This is a genomic window from Rhodococcus ruber NBRC 15591 (assembly GCF_001894945.1).
In the GTDB taxonomy this organism is placed as follows: Bacteria; Actinomycetota; Actinomycetes; order Mycobacteriales; family Mycobacteriaceae; genus Rhodococcus; species Rhodococcus ruber.
The window spans coordinates 1-16983 of record NZ_BCXE01000016.1; the positions used below are offsets into that span (position 1 = coordinate 1).

The following is a 16983-nucleotide window of genomic DNA, read 5'->3' on the forward strand; positions in this document are numbered from 1 at the left end:
CCGCTCGCCGAGGCCGCCGGCGAGCTGCGCGCCCTCGGTCACCGCGGACGGGTGCTCGAGCTGCCCGGCAACGCCGGGGACGCCGCTGCCCGCGCCGAGGCGGTGCGGCGCACCGTCACCGAGCTCGGCACCCTGGACATCCTGATCAACAACACCGGCATCAACCCCGTCTTCGGGGCGCTGATGGACGCCGACCTCGACGCCGTCCGCAAGATCTTCGACGTCAACGTCGTCGCCGCGCTGGGATTCGTGCAGCAGGCCTACCGCGCATGGATGGGTGAGCACGGCGGGTCCGTGGTCAACATCGCGAGCGTGGCGGGCCTGCGGTCGACCGGGGTGATCGCCGCGTACGGGGCGTCGAAGGCGGCGCTGATCCGGCTGACCGAGGAGCTGGCCTGGCAGCTCGGCCCGGGCGTGCGGGTCAACGCGGTGGCGCCCGGGGTGGTGAAGACGCAGTTCGCGGCCGCACTCGTCGCCGACGGCGAGGACAGCGCCGCCGCCCGGTACCCCATGCGTCGGCTCGGCACCCCCGCCGACGTCGCCGAACTGGTCGCCTTCCTCGTCTCGGATGCGGCTGGGTGGATCACCGGGGAGACTGTGCGGGTGGACGGTGGACTGCTGGCGACGGGAGCGATGTAGCGGGTGATCGACGCGAAGATGATCGATGCGGAGGTGATCGTCGTCGGGCTCGGGCCCGCCGGGCGCGCGGTGGCCCACCGCGCCGCCGCGGCCGGTCTCGACGTGCTCGCGGTGGATCCGCGGCCGGACCGGCCGTGGACGGCGACCTACGCGGCGTGGCTCGACGAGCTGCCTCCTTGGCTGCCCGAGTCGGTACTCGCGGCGCGGGTGGCGGAACCGTCGGCGTGGACCGTGCGGCCGCACCGAATTCCGCGCCCCTACGGTGTTTTCGACACATCGGCACTGCAGCGAAGTCTGTCGCTGGACGGCGTGCGGGTCTGCACCGCCCGGGCGGACGTCGTCGCCGCCGACCACGTCGCCCTCGCGGACGGTGCGGCGCTGCGCGCGCGGGCCGTGATCGACGCGCGCGGGGTGCCTGCCCACCGCTCCCGCGCCCAGCAGACCGCCTTCGGCGTGATCGTCGACACCGCGACCGCTGCACCCGCGCTGCAGGGTCGCGACGCCTGGTTCATGGACTGGCGGCGCGACAACCGCACCGACTCGGCGGATGCGCCGTCGTTCCTGTACGCGGTGCCGCTCGGGCAGGACCGGATGCTGCTCGAGGAGACCTGCCTGGTGGGCCGGCCGGCGCTACCCCTCCCCGAGCTGCGGCGGCGACTCGAGGTCCGGCTCGCCGCGCGCGGGGTCGAACTGAGCGGATCGGAGCCCGTCGAGCGGGTGCGGTTCGGGGTGCAGCCGCCGCCGGGATCGACGCGCGGGGTGGCCCGGTTCGGGGCCCGCGGCGGTCTGATGCACCCGGGCACCGGGTACGCGGTGGCGGCCTCGCTGGCGGCGGCCGATCCCGTGGCGCACGCGCTGGCCGGGGGCCGCAAGGCCACGGCGGCGTTGTGGTCGCCCTCGGCGCGGGCGGTCGCGCAGTTGCGCGCCTCGGGGCTGCGGGTGCTGCTGAAACTGCACCCGGAACAGACCCCGGCGTTCTTCGCCGGGTTCTTCACGCTGCCGCCCGAGCGTCAGCGCTCCTACCTGTCCGGTCGCACCGACCTCGGCGGGACGGTGGCGGCGATGACCCGGATGTTCACGACGGGCTCGCCGGCCCTGCGCGGGGCCATGCTGCGTGCCCTGTGGTGACGAGTTCGCCGGGTTCCGCGCGGCGGACGCCGATCTCGATCATGATGGAACCATGCGTTCGATCTGGAAGGGTGCCATCGCGTTCGGACTGGTGAACGTGCCGGTGAAGGTCTACTCCGCCACGGAGAGCCACGACATCCGGTTCCACCAGGTGCATGCGAAGGACGGCGGCCGGATCAAGTACGACCGTGTCTGCACCGAATGCGGCGAGTCGGTGCCCTACGCCGAGATCGACAAGGCCTACGACTCCGACGAGGGCGTCCGGGTCGTGCTCACCGACGAGGACTTCGACAAGCTGCCCGTCGCGGAGAAGCACGAGATCCCGGTGCTGCAGTTCGTCCCGTCGGAGCAGATCGACCCGATCTTCTTCGAGAAGTCCTACTACCTCGAGCCGGACTCGTCGTCGCCGAAGGCGTACACGCTGCTCGCCGAGACGCTCACCCAGACCGATCGCACCGCGCTCGTGCACTTCACGCTGCGCCAACGCACCCGGCTGGCGGCACTGCGCAACCGGGACGGCGTGCTCGTGCTGCAGACCCTGCTGTGGCCGGACGAGGTGCGGTCGGTGTCGTTCCCGGTGCTCGACGACGCGGAGCCACCGAAGCAGAAGGAAATGGCGATGGCGGAGATGCTCGTCGAGTCGATGGCCGACGATTTCCGGCCGGACGAGTTCACCGACGAGTACCAGGCCGAGCTGCGGTCGCTGATCGACGACATCATCGCCCGGGGCGGCGAGAAGGTGCTGCCGGTGACCCCGGCGGGCGAACCCGCGGCCGAGGACGCCGAGGTGCTGGATCTGGTGGCTGCGCTGCAGCGCAGCGTGGACGCCGCGTCCGGTGAGAAGAAGGAGGAGGAGGCTGCGCCGGGCCGCGGCTCGGCGGCGAAGAAGTCACCGGCCCGCAAGAGCGCCGCGAAGAAGACTCCGGCGAAGAAGACCGCCGCGAAGTCCGGCGGCACGTCGGCCGCGAAGAAGACGGCGGCAACCAAGTCGAGCGCGAAGAAGTCCACCGCCCGCAAGCGGGCCTGAGGCCCCGGCACCGGCCGGGGCCTCAGGCGTCGGGCGGTACGTCCTCAGTCCAGTCCGTCGCCGAGCCGGCGCAGCAGAGCGGTGAGCTGCTCGACGTCGGCGGGATCCCAGGTGGACAGGCGGCGCCGCCACCGCGCTGTCTGTTCGCGCTGCAGTGCGGTCAACCGTTCCCGGCCGTCGGCGGTGAGCGCGACGAGCCGTGCGCGGGCGTCGTGCGGATCCGGCGTCCGCTCGACCAGCCCGAGCCGGACGGCGGCGTCGATGCGTCGCGTCAACGTCGACTTCTCGATCGCGAGATCGCGGAGCAGCTCCGACATCGCCACCGCGTCCGCGCGGCCGAGCAGCACCAGCAGCGGGTAGCACGCGGGATCCAGCTGGGGGTGGACGGCGCGGGCCCGCACCCCCATCTGGTCCCGGCCGCGGCGCATCAGCGCCATGAACTCGTGTTCGAGTGCGGTGATCGGGTCCACGGAGCCGGCGGCTCCCGGGTCCACGGAGCCGGCGGCTCCCGGGTCCGGGGACACCTGGGGGACGTGCCGGGTCACCGGCCGCGTCAGACGGTGAACCCGAGCGCGCGCAACTGCTCGCGACCGTCGTCGGTGATCTTGTCCGGTCCCCACGGCGGCATCCACACCCAGTTGATGCGCAGCTCGTCGCACAGTCCGCTGCGGACGAGGGCGTTGCGGGACTGGTCCTCGATGACGTCGGTGAGCGGGCAGGCCGCCGACGTGAGCGTCATGTCGATGGTGACGGCGTCGTCGTCCTCGGAGATGCCGTAGACCAGGCCCAGGTCGACGACGTTGATCCCGAGTTCGGGGTCGACGACGTCGCGCATCGCCTCCTCGAGCTCGTCGTACCGCTCGGGATCGAGGGCGGGGGACGCGTCCGGGGCGGCGGGGGCGGTCTCGTCCGCCGGGGTCACGGGTTCGGTCATCAGTTCTGTCCTCCACTGGCTACGGGTGCGGTCCGGTGAGTGCTGTCGGTGCCGTCGGTGATCTGCACGACGGCGTCCTTGAATGCCATCCAGCCCAGCAGCGCGCACTTCACGCGCGCCGGATACTTCGAGACCCCGGCGAAGGCGATGCCGTCGCCGAGCACGTCCTCGTCACCCTCGACGGTTCCCCGGCTGCCGACCATCTCCGCGAACGCGTCGACGGTGGCCAGGGCGCGGTCCAGCGGGAGCCCGATCACCTGGTCGGTGAGCACCGAGGTCGACGCCTGGCTGATCGAGCAGCCCTGCCCGTCGTAGGAGACGTCCGCGACGGTGCCGTCGCCGGCGAGCTGCACCCGCAACGTCACCTCGTCGCCGCACGTGGGGTTGACGTGGTGCACCTGCGCTCCGTAGGGCTCGCGCAGGCCCCGGTGGTGCGGGTGCTTGTAGTGGTCCAGGATGACCTCCTGGTACATCTGTTCCATCCGCATCAGCGTGCTCCGAAGAAGTCCTGGGCCCGGCGGATCGCCGCACCGAGCGCGGCCACCTCGTCGAGCGTGTTGTACACGGCGAAGGAGGCCCGGGCGGTCGCCGCGATCCCGAATCGGCGGTGCAGCGGCCACGCGCAGTGGTGACCGACGCGGATCTCGACGCCCTCGTCGTCGAGGATCTGTCCGAGGTCGTGCGCGTGGATCCCGTCGACGACGAACGACACGGCCCCGCCGCGCTGCTCGGCCGTGGTGGGGCCGACGATCCGCACGCCGTCGATGCCCGCGAGTTCGGCCAGGGCCGCCGCGGTGAGCTCGTGCTCGTGCGCGGCGACGGCGTCCATGCCGATCTGCTGCAGGTACCGCACCGCGGCGCCGAGTCCGACGGCCTGCGACGACATCGGCGAGCCCGCCTCGAAGCGCTGCGGTGGCGGCGCGAACGTCGAGGCCTCCATGGTGACGGTCTCGATCATCGAGCCGCCGGTGATGAACGGTGGCACGTCGGCGAGCAGCTCGCGGCGTCCGTAGAGGACGCCGACGCCGGACGGGCCGAACATCTTGTGGCCCGAGAAGGCCGCGAAGTCGACCCCGAGCGCGTGGAAGTCCACGCCCATGTGCGGCACCGACTGGCAGGCGTCGAGCACGACGACCGCGCCGACGGCCTTCGCGCGCCGCACCAGCTCCTCGACCGGCGCCACGGCCCCGGTGACGTTGGACTGGTGGGTGAAGGCGACGACCTTGACCCGGTCGGTGAGCTCGAGGGAATCGAGATCGATGCGGCCGTCGTCGGTCACCCCGTACCAGCGCAGCGTGGCGCCGGTGCGGCGGGCGAGTTCCTGCCACGGCACCAGGTTGGCGTGGTGTTCGAGCTCGGTGACGACGATCTCGTCGCCGGGCCCGACCCGCCGGGGGAACCGGGCGTCGGCGAAGGCGTAGGCGACGAGATTGAGCGACTCGGTGGCGTTCTTGGTGAACACCAGCTCGTCCGCGTCCGCGCCGACGAAGTCGGCGATCACGGCGCGGGCACCCTCGTAGGCGTCGGTGGCTTCCTCGGACAGCTCGTGCGCTCCCCGGTGCACGGCCGCGTTGCAGGTGGTCAGGAACGCCCGTTCGGCGTCGAGGACCTGCGTCGGGCGCTGCGAGGTGGCCCCGGAGTCGAGGTAGACCAGGGGTTTCCCGTCGCGCACCGTGCGCCCGAGGATCGGGAAGTCGGCCCGGATCCGGGCGACGTCCACCGTGGGCACCTGCACCGTCATCGGCTCACCGTTCCTTACTTGTCGGCACCCGCGGCCGCGGCGGCCTGGGTGAAGCGCACGTAACCGTTCGTCTCGAGTTCGTCGGCGAGCTCCGGGCCGCCGGACTCGACGACGCGGCCACCGACGAACACGTGCACGAACTGCGGCTTGATGTAGCGCAGGATGCGGGTGTAGTGGGTGATCAGCAGCACGCCGCCGTGCTCGCGTTCCTGGTAGCGGTTGACGCCCTCGGAGACCACGCGCAGGGCGTCGACGTCGAGGCCGGAGTCGGTCTCGTCGAGGATGGCGATCTTCGGCGCGAGCAGGCCCAGCTGGAGGATCTCGTGGCGCTTCTTCTCGCCGCCGGAGAAGCCCTCGTTGACGGACCGGTCGCCGAACGCCGGGTCGATGTCGAGTTCGGTCATCGCCGACTTGACCTCCTTGACCCAGTGGCGCAGCTTCGGGGCCTCACCGCGGACCGCGGTCGCGGCGGTGCGCAGGAAGTTCGACATGGACACGCCCGGGACTTCGACGGGGTACTGCATGGCCAGGAACAGGCCGGCGCGGGCCCGCTCGTCCACGCTCATCGCGAGCACGTCCTCGCCGTTGAGAGTGATCGACCCGGAGGTCACCTCGTACTTGGGGTGGCCGGCGATGGCGTACGACAGGGTGGACTTGCCCGAGCCGTTGGGGCCCATGATGGCGTGGGTCTCCCCGGACCGGACGGTGAGGTTCACGCCCTTGAGGATGTCGATCGGCTCGGCGTTGTCGTCGGTCTGGGCGACGCGGACGTGCAGGTCCTTGATCTCGAGGACGTTCTGCTCGGTGGACATGTCGGTAACGGTTCCTTCGCGAATATGGGAGAACGGGTGGGGGTCAGGCGCCGACGGCGGCGAGTTCGGCCTCGATGGCGGCCTCGAGCCGCTCCCGGACGGCGGGCACGGTGATCTTCTCGACGAGTTCGTGGAAGAACCCCCGGACCACCAGCCGGCGGGCCTGCTCCTCGGAGATGCCGCGGGCACGCAGGTAGAACAGCTGCTCGTCGTCGAACCGGCCGGTGGCGCTGGCGTGGCCGGCACCGACGATCTCGCCGGTCTCGATCTCGAGGTTGGGCACCGAGTCGGCGCGAGCCCCGTCGGTGAGCACCAGGTTGCGGTTGAGCTCGAAGGTGTCGGTGCCCTCGGCCTCGGCGCGGATGAGCACGTCCCCGATCCACACCGTGTGCGCGTCCGGCTTGCCGGAGCCGGGATCGCCCTGCAGCGCCCCCTTGTACACGACGTTGGACTTGCAGTGCGGCTGCGCGTGGTCGACGAGCAGGCGCTGCTCGAGGTGCTGGCCGGCGTCGGCGAAGTACAGGCCGAGCATCTCGGCGTCGCCGCCGGGTGCGTCGTACCGGACCGTCGGGGACACGCGCACGAGGTCACCGCCGAGCCCGACGGTGAAGTGCCGCAGCACGGCGTCGCGGCCGAGGCGGGCATGGTGGGCCGCCACGTGCACCGCGTCGTCGGCCCAGTCCTGGACGGCGACGATGTTCAGACGCGAGCTGTCGCCGAGGACGAACTCGACGTTCTCGGCGTAGGTGCCGGAACCGCGCTGGTCGAGGACCACGGTGACCGACGCGAACGGCTCGAGCCGCAGTTGCAGGTGCCCGAACGCGACCTTGCCCTCGCCGGGGCCGGTGACGGTGATCGTGACGGGCTCGGGAACCTCGACCTCGCGGCCGACCGTGACGACGGTGGCGGTGGTGAAGCCCGAGTAGGCCTGGGCGGCGACGCGGTCGGCGGGCACGCCGCCCTCGCCGAGGCGGGTGTCGTCGCGGCCGACGGTCTCGACCTGCACGGCGTCCACGGGGGTGACCTCCACGGTGGCGGTGCCGTCGGCGACCGCGGTGCCGTCGTGCAGGCCCCGCAGGCGGCGCAGCGGGGTGAATCGCCACGCCTCGTCGCGGCCGGAGGGGATCTCGAAGGCGTCCACGTCGAACGACGTGAACACCTCCCCCTTGTTCACGGCCGGCCCGGCGGCCTTCTCCGAGCGCGCGGCTCCCTGCACCCCGGTGGCGACGACCGGCGAGCCGGTGGCGGGGGTGTTCTTCGCTTCCGCAGTCATTTAGCCGACTGCCCCTTCCATCTGCAGTTCGATCAGGCGGTTGAGCTCGAGCGCGTACTCCATCGGCAGCTCCTTGGCGATGGGCTCGACGAAGCCACGCACCACCATCGCCATCGCCTCGTCCTCGGTCAGGCCGCGGCTCATCAGGTAGAACAGCTGATCGTCGGAGACCTTGGAGACGGTCGCCTCGTGCCCCATCGTCACGTCGTCCTCACGGATGTCGACGTACGGGTAGGTGTCCGAGCGGGAGATCTGATCGACGAGCAGCGCATCGCACTTGACGGTCGACCTCGACCCGTGCGCGCCCTTGTTGACCTGCACCAGGCCGCGGTAGGAGGCGCGTCCACCGCCGCGGGCCACGGACTTCGACACGATGGTCGAGGAGGTGTGCGGCGCCAGGTGCAGCATCTTCGCGCCGGTGTCCTGGTGCTGGCCCTCGCCGGCGAACGCCACGGAGAGCACCTCGCCGCGCGCGTGCTCGCCCATCATCCACACGGCCGGGTACTTCATGGTGACCTTGGAGCCGATGTTGCCGTCGATCCACTCCATCGAGCCACCGGCCTCGACCTTGGTGCGCTTGGTGACGAGGTTGTAGACGTTGTTCGACCAGTTCTGGATCGTCGTGTAGCGGCAGTGCCCGCCCTTCTTGACGATGATCTCCACCACCGCCGAGTGCAGCGAGTCCGACTTGTAGATCGGGGCGGTGCAGCCCTCGACGTAGTGCACGGAGGCGCCCTCGTCGACGATGATCAGGGTCCGCTCGAACTGGCCCATGTTCTCGGTGTTGATCCGGAAGTAGGCCTGCAGCGGGATGTCGACGTGCACGCCGGGCGGGACGTAGATGAACGAGCCGCCCGACCACACGGCGGTGTTCAGCGCGGAGAACTTGTTGTCGCCGGCCGGGATGACCGACCCGAAGTACTCCTTGAAGATCTCGGGGTGCTCGCGCAGGCCGGTGTCGGTGTCGAGGAAGATCACGCCCTGGGACTCGAGGTCCTCACGGATCTGGTGGTAGACCACCTCGGACTCGTACTGGGCGGCGACCCCGGCGACGAGGCGCTGCTTCTCGGCCTCGGGGATGCCGAGCTTGTCGTAGGTGTTCTTGATGTCCTCCGGCAGTTCTTCCCAGCTCGTGGCCTGCTTCTCGGTGGAGCGCACGAAGTACTTGATGTTGTCGAAGTCGATGCCCTCGAGGTTCGAACCCCACCCCGGCATCGGCTTCTTCTCGAAGGTGCGCAGCGCCTTGAGGCGGATGTCGAGCATCCACTCGGGCTCGTTCTTCTTCGCGGAGATGTCGCGCACGACCGCCTCGGACAGCCCTCGCTGGGCCGTGGCGCCGGCCGCGTCGGGATCCGACCAGCCGTAGCCGTAGTGACCGAGGGACGCGATGGTCTCCTCCTGTGTCAGCGGCGCGCCGGCCGACGCCTGATCCGATGTGACGGTCATGTGAGCTCCTTCCGGAGTCTTGTTCGGTGCCGGCGAGGGCTGGTCGCCGGCGGACAACGTCGTGCTTCTGTCGGGGATGTGCGGGTCCTGCTCAGGTCTTCCGGGCGTCCGACGGCGGCACCGGCACGTGGGTGGTGCAGAAGCTGTCGCCGTTGGCGATGGTCGCCAGCCGCTGGACGTGGGTGCCGAGAATCCGGGTGAACGCCTCGAGCTCGGCCTCGCAGAGCTCGGGGAACTGCTCGGCGACGTGCGAGACCGGGCAGTGGTGCTGGCAGATCTGCACGCCGGTGCCGACCCGCCGGGTCGAGGCCGCGAACCCCGCATCGGTGAACGCCGCCGCGATGTCCTCGGCGGTGTCCTCGATCTCGGCGCCGCTCCCGGACTCGACCGGGGTGACCCCGCCGAGCAGGGACTGCACGCGACGCCGGGCGAAGTCCTCGACCGCCGCCTCGCCGCCGACCTCCCGCAGGTGCCGCATCGCGGCGCTGGCCAGGTCGTCGTAGGAATGCCCCAGCCGTGCCCGGCCCACCGCGGTGAGCTGGAAGCGGCGCGCCGGCCGTCCCCGCCCCCGGCCCTCCCGCCGAGGTGGCGGAGCCGCCTGGGCCTCGCCGGTGTCGATGAGGGCGTCGAGGTGGCGGCGCACCCCGGCCGCGCTCAGTCCGAGACGGGCGCCGATCTCGGTGGCCGTGATCGGTCCCTCCTCGAGCAGCAGCTGCACCACCGCCGCCCGGGTCTGCCCCTCGTGGGCGCCCGGCACCTGGGCGACCGGCAACCCGGCAGGCGGATGACCTGCGCGTTCCCCGTGCACCCCGGTATCGGACGTCGTTTTCACAACACCAGTGTGACGGAATTGCCCCGGCCGGTCTACAAAGGGTGCCCTACCTTACAGGCGGCAAAGTCCCGGTTTCCGTCCCCGCTACGCTGCTCGCGTGCCGTCCACCGTGGAACCCGACCCGACCGGGCCGGCGCCGAGCCGCCGCGCCGCGGCCCTCGGGGCCCGCGCCGCCGAACTCGGCCGGCGCGCCCTCGGACTCGACGGGCGCGGCGGCGGCCCCGCCGTGGCCACGATCCTGCACGGCGACGAACTCGAGGGGCGTGGTCTCGACGCCACCGAGACCACCCAGCTGCACCGCATCCGGCTGTTCGGCGCGACGGGCACCGTGCTCATGGCGGTCGGCGCGCTCGGCGCGGGAGCGCAGCCGGTGCTGCAGAACCCCGTCCAGGGCCTGCGGGTGCTCGGGCTGCCCGCGCGCATGCCCAGCGCCGCGCTGACGCTGACCATGACGGGCACCGTGCTGGTGGTGCTGGCCTGGCTGCTGCTCGGCCGCTTCGCCGTCGGCCGCCGCGACCCGGACGGGGTGCCCCGACGCCTGAGCCGGTCCCAGCTCGACCGCACCCTGCTGCTGTGGATCCTGCCGTTGACGGTGGCGCCCCCGATGTTCAGCAAGGACGTCTACTCGTATCTGGCGCAGAGCGAGATCGCCGCCCGCGGCCTCGATCCCTACGGGATCGGCCCCGCCGGCGCCCTGGGGGTCGACCACGTCCTGACCCGCACCGTGCCCAACATCTGGCGCGACACGCCGGCGCCGTACGGGCCGGCGATCCTGTGGCTCGGGCAGCGGATCACCGACCTGACGGGCGAGAACATCGTCGCCGGGGTGTTCCTGCACCGCTTGACCGCGCTCGCCGGGGTCGCGCTGATCGTGTGGGCGCTGCCGCGGCTCGCGCGCCGCTGCGGTGTCGCCGCCGTCAGCGCCCTGTGGCTCGGTGCGGCCAATCCCCTGCTGCTGTTCCACCTCGTCGCCGGCATCCACAACGAGGCCCTGATGCTCGGTCTCATGCTGGCCGGTCTCGAGCTGGCGCTGCGCGGCATCCACACCGCCGATCCGGCGGCGCCGCTGCGCGGCCGGGCGCTGGGCTGGCTGCTGGCGGGCTCCGCGGTGATCGCGCTGTCGGCGATGGTCAAGGTGCCGTCGCTGCTCGCCCTCGGCTTCGTCGGGATGGCGCTCGCGCACCGCTGGGGCGGCACCGTGCGCGCGGTGGTCTCCGCCGCCGCGTTGCTCGCCGTGGTCGCCGTCGTCGTCGTGGGCGCGGTCAGCTGGGGCAGCGGGCTCGGGTTCGGCTGGACGCAGACCCTCGGGACCGCGACGGAGGTGCGCAGCTGGATGTCCATCCCGACGCTGCTCGGCCTGGGCACCGGCCTGGCCGGGGTGTTGCTCGGTCTCGGTGATCACACGACCGCGATCCTGTCGCTCACCCGGCCCGTCGCCGCGCTGATCGCGGCGCTGGTGACGGTGCGGATGATGCTGGCGGTGCTCACCGGCCGGCTGCATCCGGTGGGCGCGCTCGGGGTGTCCCTCGGCGCGATCGTGCTGCTGTTCCCGGTGGTGCAGCCCTGGTACCTGCTGTGGGCGGTGATCCCGCTGGCCGCGTGGGCCACCCGGCCGATCTTCCGGCTCCCCACCGTGGCGTTCTCGTCGCTGGTGAGCGTGATCCTGATGCCCAACGGCGGCGAGTACCAGCCGTTCATCATCGTGCAGGCGGCCATCGCGACGGTCGTCGTGGTGGGGCTCGCGATCTTCGCCACCCGCAACCGGCTGCCCTGGCGCGACGAGGACGACGCACCACCGCGTCCCGCCGATTCGCCCGGCGCCTACGCTGGAACCTCGTGACCTCGAGATCCCCCGTCGCTGCGCCGCCCGCCGTCCGCCTCGAGGGCGTCGTCAAGCGGTTCGGCGACCTCACCGCCGTCGACGGGCTCGACCTGACCGTCGACCGCGCCCAGGTGCTCGCGCTGCTCGGCCCCAACGGTGCCGGCAAGACCACCACCGTGGAGATGTGCGAGGGCTTCGTCACCCCCGACTCCGGGACCGTGCGGGTCCTCGGGCTCGACCCGATCGCCGACTCCGAGGCCCTGCGCCCGCGGATCGGGGTCATGCTGCAGGGCGGCGGCGCCTATCCGGGGTCCAAGGCCGGGGAGATGCTCGATCTGGTGGCCGCCTACTCCGCGGATCCGCTCGATCCGGCCTGGCTGCTGCGCAGCCTCGGGCTCGAGGAGGCACGGCGCACCCCCTATCGGCGGCTGTCCGGCGGGCAGCAGCAGCGGCTCGCGCTGGCCTGCGCCCTCGTCGGCCGGCCCGAACTCGTCTTCCTCGACGAACCGACCGCCGGTCTGGACGCGCAGGCGCGGCTGCTGGTGTGGGAACTGATCGACGCCCTGCGGCGCGACGGCGTCGCGGTGCTGCTCACCACGCACCTGATGGACGAGGCGGAGGAACTCGCCGACGAGGTCGTCATCATCGATCACGGCCGGATCGTGGCCGCCGGCACCCCCGCCGAGGTCGCCAGCACCGGCGCGGAGGGCCAGTTGTGGCTCACCGCCGCCCCGGGGCTGGATCTCGCTCCCCTGCGTGCCGCGGTGACGGACGCGTTCCGGGTGCGCGAGGCCGGTCCCGGCCGGTATCTCGTCGAGGGCCCCATCGATCCGCAGGTCGTCGCGGCGGCCGCCGCGTGGTGCGCCGACCAGGGTGTCCTGGCCCGCGAGATCCGGGTGGACCAGCGCAGCCTCGAGGACGTGTTCCTGGACCTGACCGGACGGGAGATCCGCGGATGAGCACCTCGCACGAGCGCCTGGCGGCGAACCGGTTCGCGCCCGGCACCTTCGCTCCCGCGCCCCGCCCGAACGGCCCGGCGGCGATGCTCGCCGCGCAGACCCGCATGGAGCTGGTGCTCCTGCTGCGCAACGGCGAGCAGCTGCTGCTGACGATGTTCATCCCGATCACCCTGCTGATCGGGCTCACCCTGCTCCCGATCGGCGATCTGGGCGAGGCCCGCGTCGAGCGCGTGCTGCCGGCGGTGATGATGGTCGCGGTGATGTCGACGGCGTTCACCGGGCAGGCCATCGCGGTCGGATTCGACCGCAGATACGGTGCATTGAAAAGACTCGGCGCCACCGCCCTGCCGAAATGGGGCATCATCGCAGGCAAGAGCGGTGCGGTGGCCCTCGTCGTCGCACTGCAGTCGATTCTGCTGGGCGGCATCGGTCTCGCCCTCGGCTGGCGCCCGGACCCGGTCGGGCTGCTGCTCGGCGCCGCCGTCATCGCCCTGGGCACCGTGACGTTCGCCACCCTGGGTCTGCTGCTCGGCGGCACCCTGCGCGCCGAGATCGTGCTGGCGCTGGCCAACATCATCTGGTTCGTGCTGCTCGGGATCGGCAGCGTCGTCCTCGCCGGCGGCGGTCTGCCCGATGCGGTGGTGCATCTGGCGCGCCTGGTCCCGTCCGGGGCGCTCGCCCTCGCCCTCGACGCGGCGCTGCGCGGCAGCGTCGACTGGCTGGCCGTGGCGATCCTCGGCGCGTGGGCGGCCGCCGGCGGGGTCCTGGCGAGCAGACTGTTCCGGTTCGTCTGACCGGCACCCCACTACAGGCTGTAGTGGACCGGCCCGTACCATCGTCGATGTGCTGTATCGCGGCTTCCTGCGCCTTGTCGACCGTCTGCCCCTGCCGTCCCTGCGGACCCAGCGGCTGCTCGCGCTGATCGCGATCCTGACCCAGGGCGGCATCGCCGTGACCGGGTCGATCGTCCGCGTGACCGCGTCCGGCCTGGGGTGCCCCACCTGGCCCCAGTGCTTCCCGGGCAGCTTCGTGCCCGTCGGTGTCTCCGAGGAGGTCGCCACCCTGCACCAGGTCGTCGAGTTCGGCAACCGGCTGCTGACGTTCGTCGTCGTCGCGTCCGCCGCGGCGGTCGTGCTGGCCGTGACCCGGGCCCGGCGCCGCCGCGAGGTTCTCGTCTACGCGTGGCTGATGCCCGCCGGCACCGTCCTGCAGGCCGTCATCGGTGGCATCACCGTGCTCGCCGGCCTGGCCTGGTGGACCGTCGCGGTGCACCTGCTGGCGTCGATGCTGATGGTGTGGCTGGCGGTGCTGCTGCATGCGAAGGTCGGCGAGCCCGACGACGGGGCGGTCGTGGAGACGATCCCGCGCCCGCTCCGGACCCTGACCGCGCTGTCCGCCGTACTGCTCGCCGGGGTGCTCGTCGCGGGCACGATGGTCACCGGCGCCGGCCCGCACGCCGGCGACAAGAGCGCCGATCGGCCGGTGCCGCGCCTCGAGATCGACATCGAGTCCCTGGTGCACCTGCACGCCGAACTGCTCGTCGGATACCTCGGCTTGCTCGTCGGCCTCGCCTTCGCGCTGTACGCCGTGGCCGCGCCGCAGGCGGTGAAGACGCGCCTGCACGTGCTGCTCGCCCTCGTCGTCGCCCAGGCCCTCGTCGGGGTCGTGCAGTACTTCACCGACGTGCCCGCCGCCCTCGTCGCCGTGCACGTCGCCGGCGCCGGGCTGTGCACGGCCGCGACGGCAGCGGTGTGGGCGGCGGGACGGGTCCGCACCACCGAACCGGCCCGCGAACCGGTCGCCGTCTGACCCCCGGGCGCACGCGCGCCGGAGAAACGGTTCCGGGGGCCACCCAGGACGGGTGACCCCCGGAGCCGTTCGAGGATCGGTCAGCGTTCGTTGCGGGCCCGCGGGAACCGGGTCTGACGGGCCACCCAGCCGGCCATCTTCTTCCAGTGGCCCTGCTGCGGCGTCGCGATGCTGGTCACTTCGCGATCCCACTCCGAGACCGTGACGCCGGGCAGCGCCTCGACCACCGCGTGCGCCGTGGCGAGATCGCGCACCACCCGGTCGCCGAGCACCCCGTCCTCGGCGACGACGGTGATGCGCACCGCGCCCCGCGCGACCGGCTGCAGCACCGCCTTGGCGGAGCCACCGTGCGCGGCGACGAAGCTGCGGAGGGATTTCACGATGTCGGCCGGTGCGGCCACGACCTGAGTATCGGCGCTCATGCCTGCAGAATACTGTGAACGTATGCGTGCAATCGAAGTGGCACGGTTCGGCGGCCCCGAGGTGCTCACCCCCGTCGAGCTCCCCGCTCCCGAGCCGGGGCCGGGCGAGCTGCTGGTCCGGACCGACGCCGTGGGCGTCAACTACATCGACACCTACTTCCGCACCGGGCTCTACCCCCGGGAGTTGCCGTACATTCCCGGATCCGAGGGCACCGGACGGGTCGTCGCGGTCGGTGAGGGCGTGGGCGGCGTCGCGGTCGGCGATCGGGTGAGCTGGGCAGCGGCCGACGGTTCCTACGCCGAACAGGTGCTCGTGCCGGCGGCGGTGGCGGTGCCCGTGCCCGACGCGGTTCCCGCCGAGCAGGCGGCGTCGGCGCTGCTCCAGGGCATGACCGCGCACTACCTGCTCAATTCGACGTATCCGGCGCAGCCCGGCGAGACCGTGCTCGTGCACGCGGGCGCCGGTGGGGTGGGCCTGCTGCTCACCCAGCTCGCCGCCGCGAAGGACGTGCGGGTGATCACGACCGTCTCCTCCGACGAGAAGGAAACCCTCTCGCGCGGCGCGGGCGCCGCCGAGGTGCTGCGCTACACCGACGACCTCGCCGAGCAGGTCCGGGATCTCACCGGCGGGGAGGGCGTCGCGGCGGTCTACGACGGCGTCGGCGCGGCCACGTTCGAGTCGTCGCTCGCCTCGCTGCGCATCCGCGGCACGTTGGCGCTGTTCGGCGCGGCCAGCGGTCCGGTGCCGCCGTTCGATCTGCAGCGGCTCAACCCCGCCGGCTCGCTGTACGTCACCCGGCCGACCCTCGCGCACCACGTGCGCACCCGCGAGGAGCTGATGTGGCGGGCGGGCGAGGTGTTCGCCGCCGTCGCGGACGGGACCCTCACCGTCCGGGTCGGCGCGCGGTACCCGCTGGCACAGGCGGAGCAGGCACACCGCGACCTCGAGGCCCGTCGCACGACCGGCTCGATCGTGCTGCTCCCCTGAGGTTCGCTCCGGGCGGAAGTACCGTTTCCGTCGCTCTCCGGCAGCGGACGGTACATTCGCCCGGTCCCGGAGCCGCGCGGAAGGCGGATCAGAAGAACGAGGCGATGGTGCGCAGGTCGAGCACCGAGTCCACGGCCAGGCCCAGGCACACCAGGGCGAGGTAGTTGTTCGACTGCAGGAACAGCTTGAGGGGCTTGACCGCCGCCCCGCCCCGGACGCTGCGGTACAGCTGATGCGCGACGAGCAGGAACCAGGCGCCGGCGGCGACGGTCACCGCCGCGTACACCAGGCCGGCGGCCGGCACGAGCACCAGCGTCGCCAGGACGGTCGCCCAGGTGTAGAGCAGGATCTGCTTGGTGACGTGCTGCTCGCTCGCGATCACGGGCAGCATGGGCACGCCGGCGGCCTTGTAGTCCTCCTTGTACCGCATCGCCAGCGCCCAGGTGTGCGGCGGTGTCCAGAAGAAGATCACCAGGAACAGCACGATCGGTTCCCAGCTCAGCGAGCCGGTGACCGCGGCCCAGCCGACCATCACGGGCATGCACCCGGCGGCCCCGCCCCACACCACGTTCTGCCAGGTCCTGCGCTTGAGGACCATCGTGTACACCAGGACGTAGAAGGCGATCGTGGCGACCACGAGCAGGCCGGCGAGCAGATTCGCCCGCCACCACAACCACAGGAACGACACGACGCCGAGCACCGCGCCGAACACGAACGCGTGCCGGGTCGGGACGGCCTGCCGGGCCAGCGGCCGCAGCGCCGTCCGCTTCATGACCTTGTCGATGTCGGCGTCGACGACGCAGTTGAGGGCATTCGCGCTCGCCGCACCCATCCACCCGCCGAACAGGGTGCTCGCGATGAGCACCAGGTCCACCTCGCCGCGGTCGGCGAAGAGCATCGCCGGGATGGTCGCCACCAGCAGCAACTCGATCACGCGCGGCTTGGTCAGCGCGATATAGGCGAGCACCGTGCCCGAAACGCGTCCCCACATCGTGTCGGGGCGAGGCGCTCCAGGTGCCTCGGGGGCGCCGAAGCCGTGACCTCCCGGCCGTTGCCCTGCCCGCACCCTGTCTCCTTGCACCACGCGATTACGCACCTTCGCTCGCCGTCGCTCTACTACGAACGATGGTAGACGTCGCGCAGGCCCGGAC

Annotated in this window: 18 protein-coding genes; 8 read left to right on the forward strand and 10 right to left on the reverse strand. The window is 71.9% G+C overall.

The features are described from left to right. From RR3_RS10345 to ku, 3 genes are all read left to right on the forward strand, one after another. Positions 1 to 639, forward strand: a 639-nt coding sequence (locus RR3_RS10345) for an SDR family oxidoreductase (protein ID WP_072786412.1), incomplete at its 5' end; no start/stop codon positions are given. An 18-nt stretch (positions 640 to 657) separates the two neighbouring features. After that, a complete protein-coding gene (locus tag RR3_RS10350; RefSeq protein ID WP_064066736.1) occupies positions 658 to 1767 on the forward strand; it encodes a lycopene cyclase family protein in 1110 nt (369 codons plus the stop codon). A gap of 52 nt (positions 1768 to 1819) precedes the next feature. Then, complete coding sequence (gene ku / locus RR3_RS10355) at positions 1820 to 2794, forward strand: non-homologous end joining protein Ku (RefSeq protein ID WP_059174634.1); 975 nt, start codon at positions 1820 to 1822, stop codon at positions 2792 to 2794. A 44-nt stretch (positions 2795 to 2838) separates the two neighbouring features. On the opposite strand, the gene RR3_RS10360 is transcribed toward ku, so the two are convergent. The 8 genes from RR3_RS10360 to RR3_RS10395 form a co-directional block, all read right to left on the reverse strand. Next, positions 2839 to 3231, reverse strand: coding sequence for a MarR family winged helix-turn-helix transcriptional regulator (locus RR3_RS10360; RefSeq protein ID WP_048773575.1), 393 nt, complete (start codon positions 3229 to 3231; stop codon positions 2839 to 2841). Positions 3232 to 3347: 116 nt separating this feature from the next. Continuing rightward, a complete protein-coding gene (locus tag RR3_RS10365) occupies positions 3348 to 3728 on the reverse strand; it encodes a metal-sulfur cluster assembly factor (RefSeq protein ID WP_010595076.1) in 381 nt (126 codons plus the stop codon). Further along, positions 3728 to 4216, reverse strand: a complete 489-nt coding sequence (gene sufU, locus RR3_RS10370; protein ID WP_010595077.1) for a Fe-S cluster assembly sulfur transfer protein SufU — start codon at positions 4214 to 4216, stop codon at positions 3728 to 3730. Before sufU ends, RR3_RS10365 begins: the two co-directional genes overlap by 1 nt. Next, on the reverse strand, positions 4216 to 5469 hold the full coding sequence (locus tag RR3_RS10375) for a cysteine desulfurase (protein WP_010595078.1): 1254 nt from the start codon (positions 5467 to 5469) through the stop codon (positions 4216 to 4218). The genes sufU and RR3_RS10375 overlap by 1 nt, the downstream gene beginning before the upstream one ends. Positions 5470 to 5483: 14 nt before the next feature. Further along, entirely contained in the window at positions 5484 to 6281 is a 798-nt protein-coding gene (sufC, locus tag RR3_RS10380) for a Fe-S cluster assembly ATPase SufC (protein WP_010595079.1), read from the reverse strand. 43 nt (positions 6282 to 6324) lie between these two features. Continuing rightward, positions 6325 to 7554, reverse strand: a complete 1230-nt coding sequence (gene sufD, locus RR3_RS10385) for a Fe-S cluster assembly protein SufD (protein WP_040271548.1) — start codon at positions 7552 to 7554, stop codon at positions 6325 to 6327. Beyond that, the gene (gene sufB / locus RR3_RS10390) at positions 7555 to 9000 is read right to left on the reverse strand and encodes a Fe-S cluster assembly protein SufB (RefSeq protein ID WP_017682205.1); all 1446 of its coding nucleotides are present in this window, start codon (positions 8998 to 9000) and stop codon (positions 7555 to 7557) included. Between the two features lie 91 nt (positions 9001 to 9091). Then, positions 9092 to 9832: a helix-turn-helix transcriptional regulator gene (locus RR3_RS10395; protein ID WP_228287153.1), complete on the reverse strand. Its 741-nt coding sequence runs from the start codon at positions 9830 to 9832 to the stop codon at positions 9092 to 9094. Between the two features lie 97 nt (positions 9833 to 9929). Here RR3_RS10395 and mptB point away from each other — a divergent pair, with 97 nt between their 5' ends. Genes mptB through RR3_RS10415 form a run of 4 tightly spaced genes read left to right on the forward strand, consistent with a single transcriptional unit; the run spans position 9930 to position 14422 of the window. Beyond that, a complete protein-coding gene (gene mptB, locus RR3_RS10400) occupies positions 9930 to 11672 on the forward strand; it encodes a polyprenol phosphomannose-dependent alpha 1,6 mannosyltransferase MptB (RefSeq protein WP_072786414.1) in 1743 nt (580 codons plus the stop codon). After that, positions 11669 to 12613, forward strand: coding sequence for an ABC transporter ATP-binding protein (locus tag RR3_RS10405; protein WP_010595086.1), 945 nt, complete (start codon positions 11669 to 11671; stop codon positions 12611 to 12613). The genes mptB and RR3_RS10405 overlap by 4 nt, the downstream gene beginning before the upstream one ends. After that, complete coding sequence (locus RR3_RS10410) at positions 12610 to 13407, forward strand: ABC transporter permease (protein WP_010595087.1); 798 nt, start codon at positions 12610 to 12612, stop codon at positions 13405 to 13407. Before RR3_RS10405 ends, RR3_RS10410 begins: the two co-directional genes overlap by 4 nt. A 49-nt stretch (positions 13408 to 13456) precedes the next feature. Further along, positions 13457 to 14422: a COX15/CtaA family protein gene (locus RR3_RS10415; RefSeq protein ID WP_010595088.1), complete on the forward strand. Its 966-nt coding sequence runs from the start codon at positions 13457 to 13459 to the stop codon at positions 14420 to 14422. 80 nt (positions 14423 to 14502) lie between these two features. On the opposite strand, the gene RR3_RS10420 is transcribed toward RR3_RS10415, so the two are convergent. Beyond that, positions 14503 to 14844: a hypothetical protein gene (locus tag RR3_RS10420; protein ID WP_010595089.1), complete on the reverse strand. Its 342-nt coding sequence runs from the start codon at positions 14842 to 14844 to the stop codon at positions 14503 to 14505. Between the two features lie 22 nt (positions 14845 to 14866). On the opposite strand from RR3_RS10420, the gene RR3_RS10425 reads away from it, so the two are divergent. Then, the gene (locus RR3_RS10425; protein WP_010595090.1) at positions 14867 to 15832 is read left to right on the forward strand and encodes a quinone oxidoreductase family protein; all 966 of its coding nucleotides are present in this window, start codon (positions 14867 to 14869) and stop codon (positions 15830 to 15832) included. 88 nt (positions 15833 to 15920) lie between these two features. Here the strand turns inward: RR3_RS10425 and RR3_RS10430 are convergent, their stop codons facing one another. After that, positions 15921 to 16898, reverse strand: a complete 978-nt coding sequence (locus RR3_RS10430) for a heme o synthase (protein ID WP_064066458.1) — start codon at positions 16896 to 16898, stop codon at positions 15921 to 15923. Positions 16899 to 16983 lie beyond the last annotated feature (85 nt).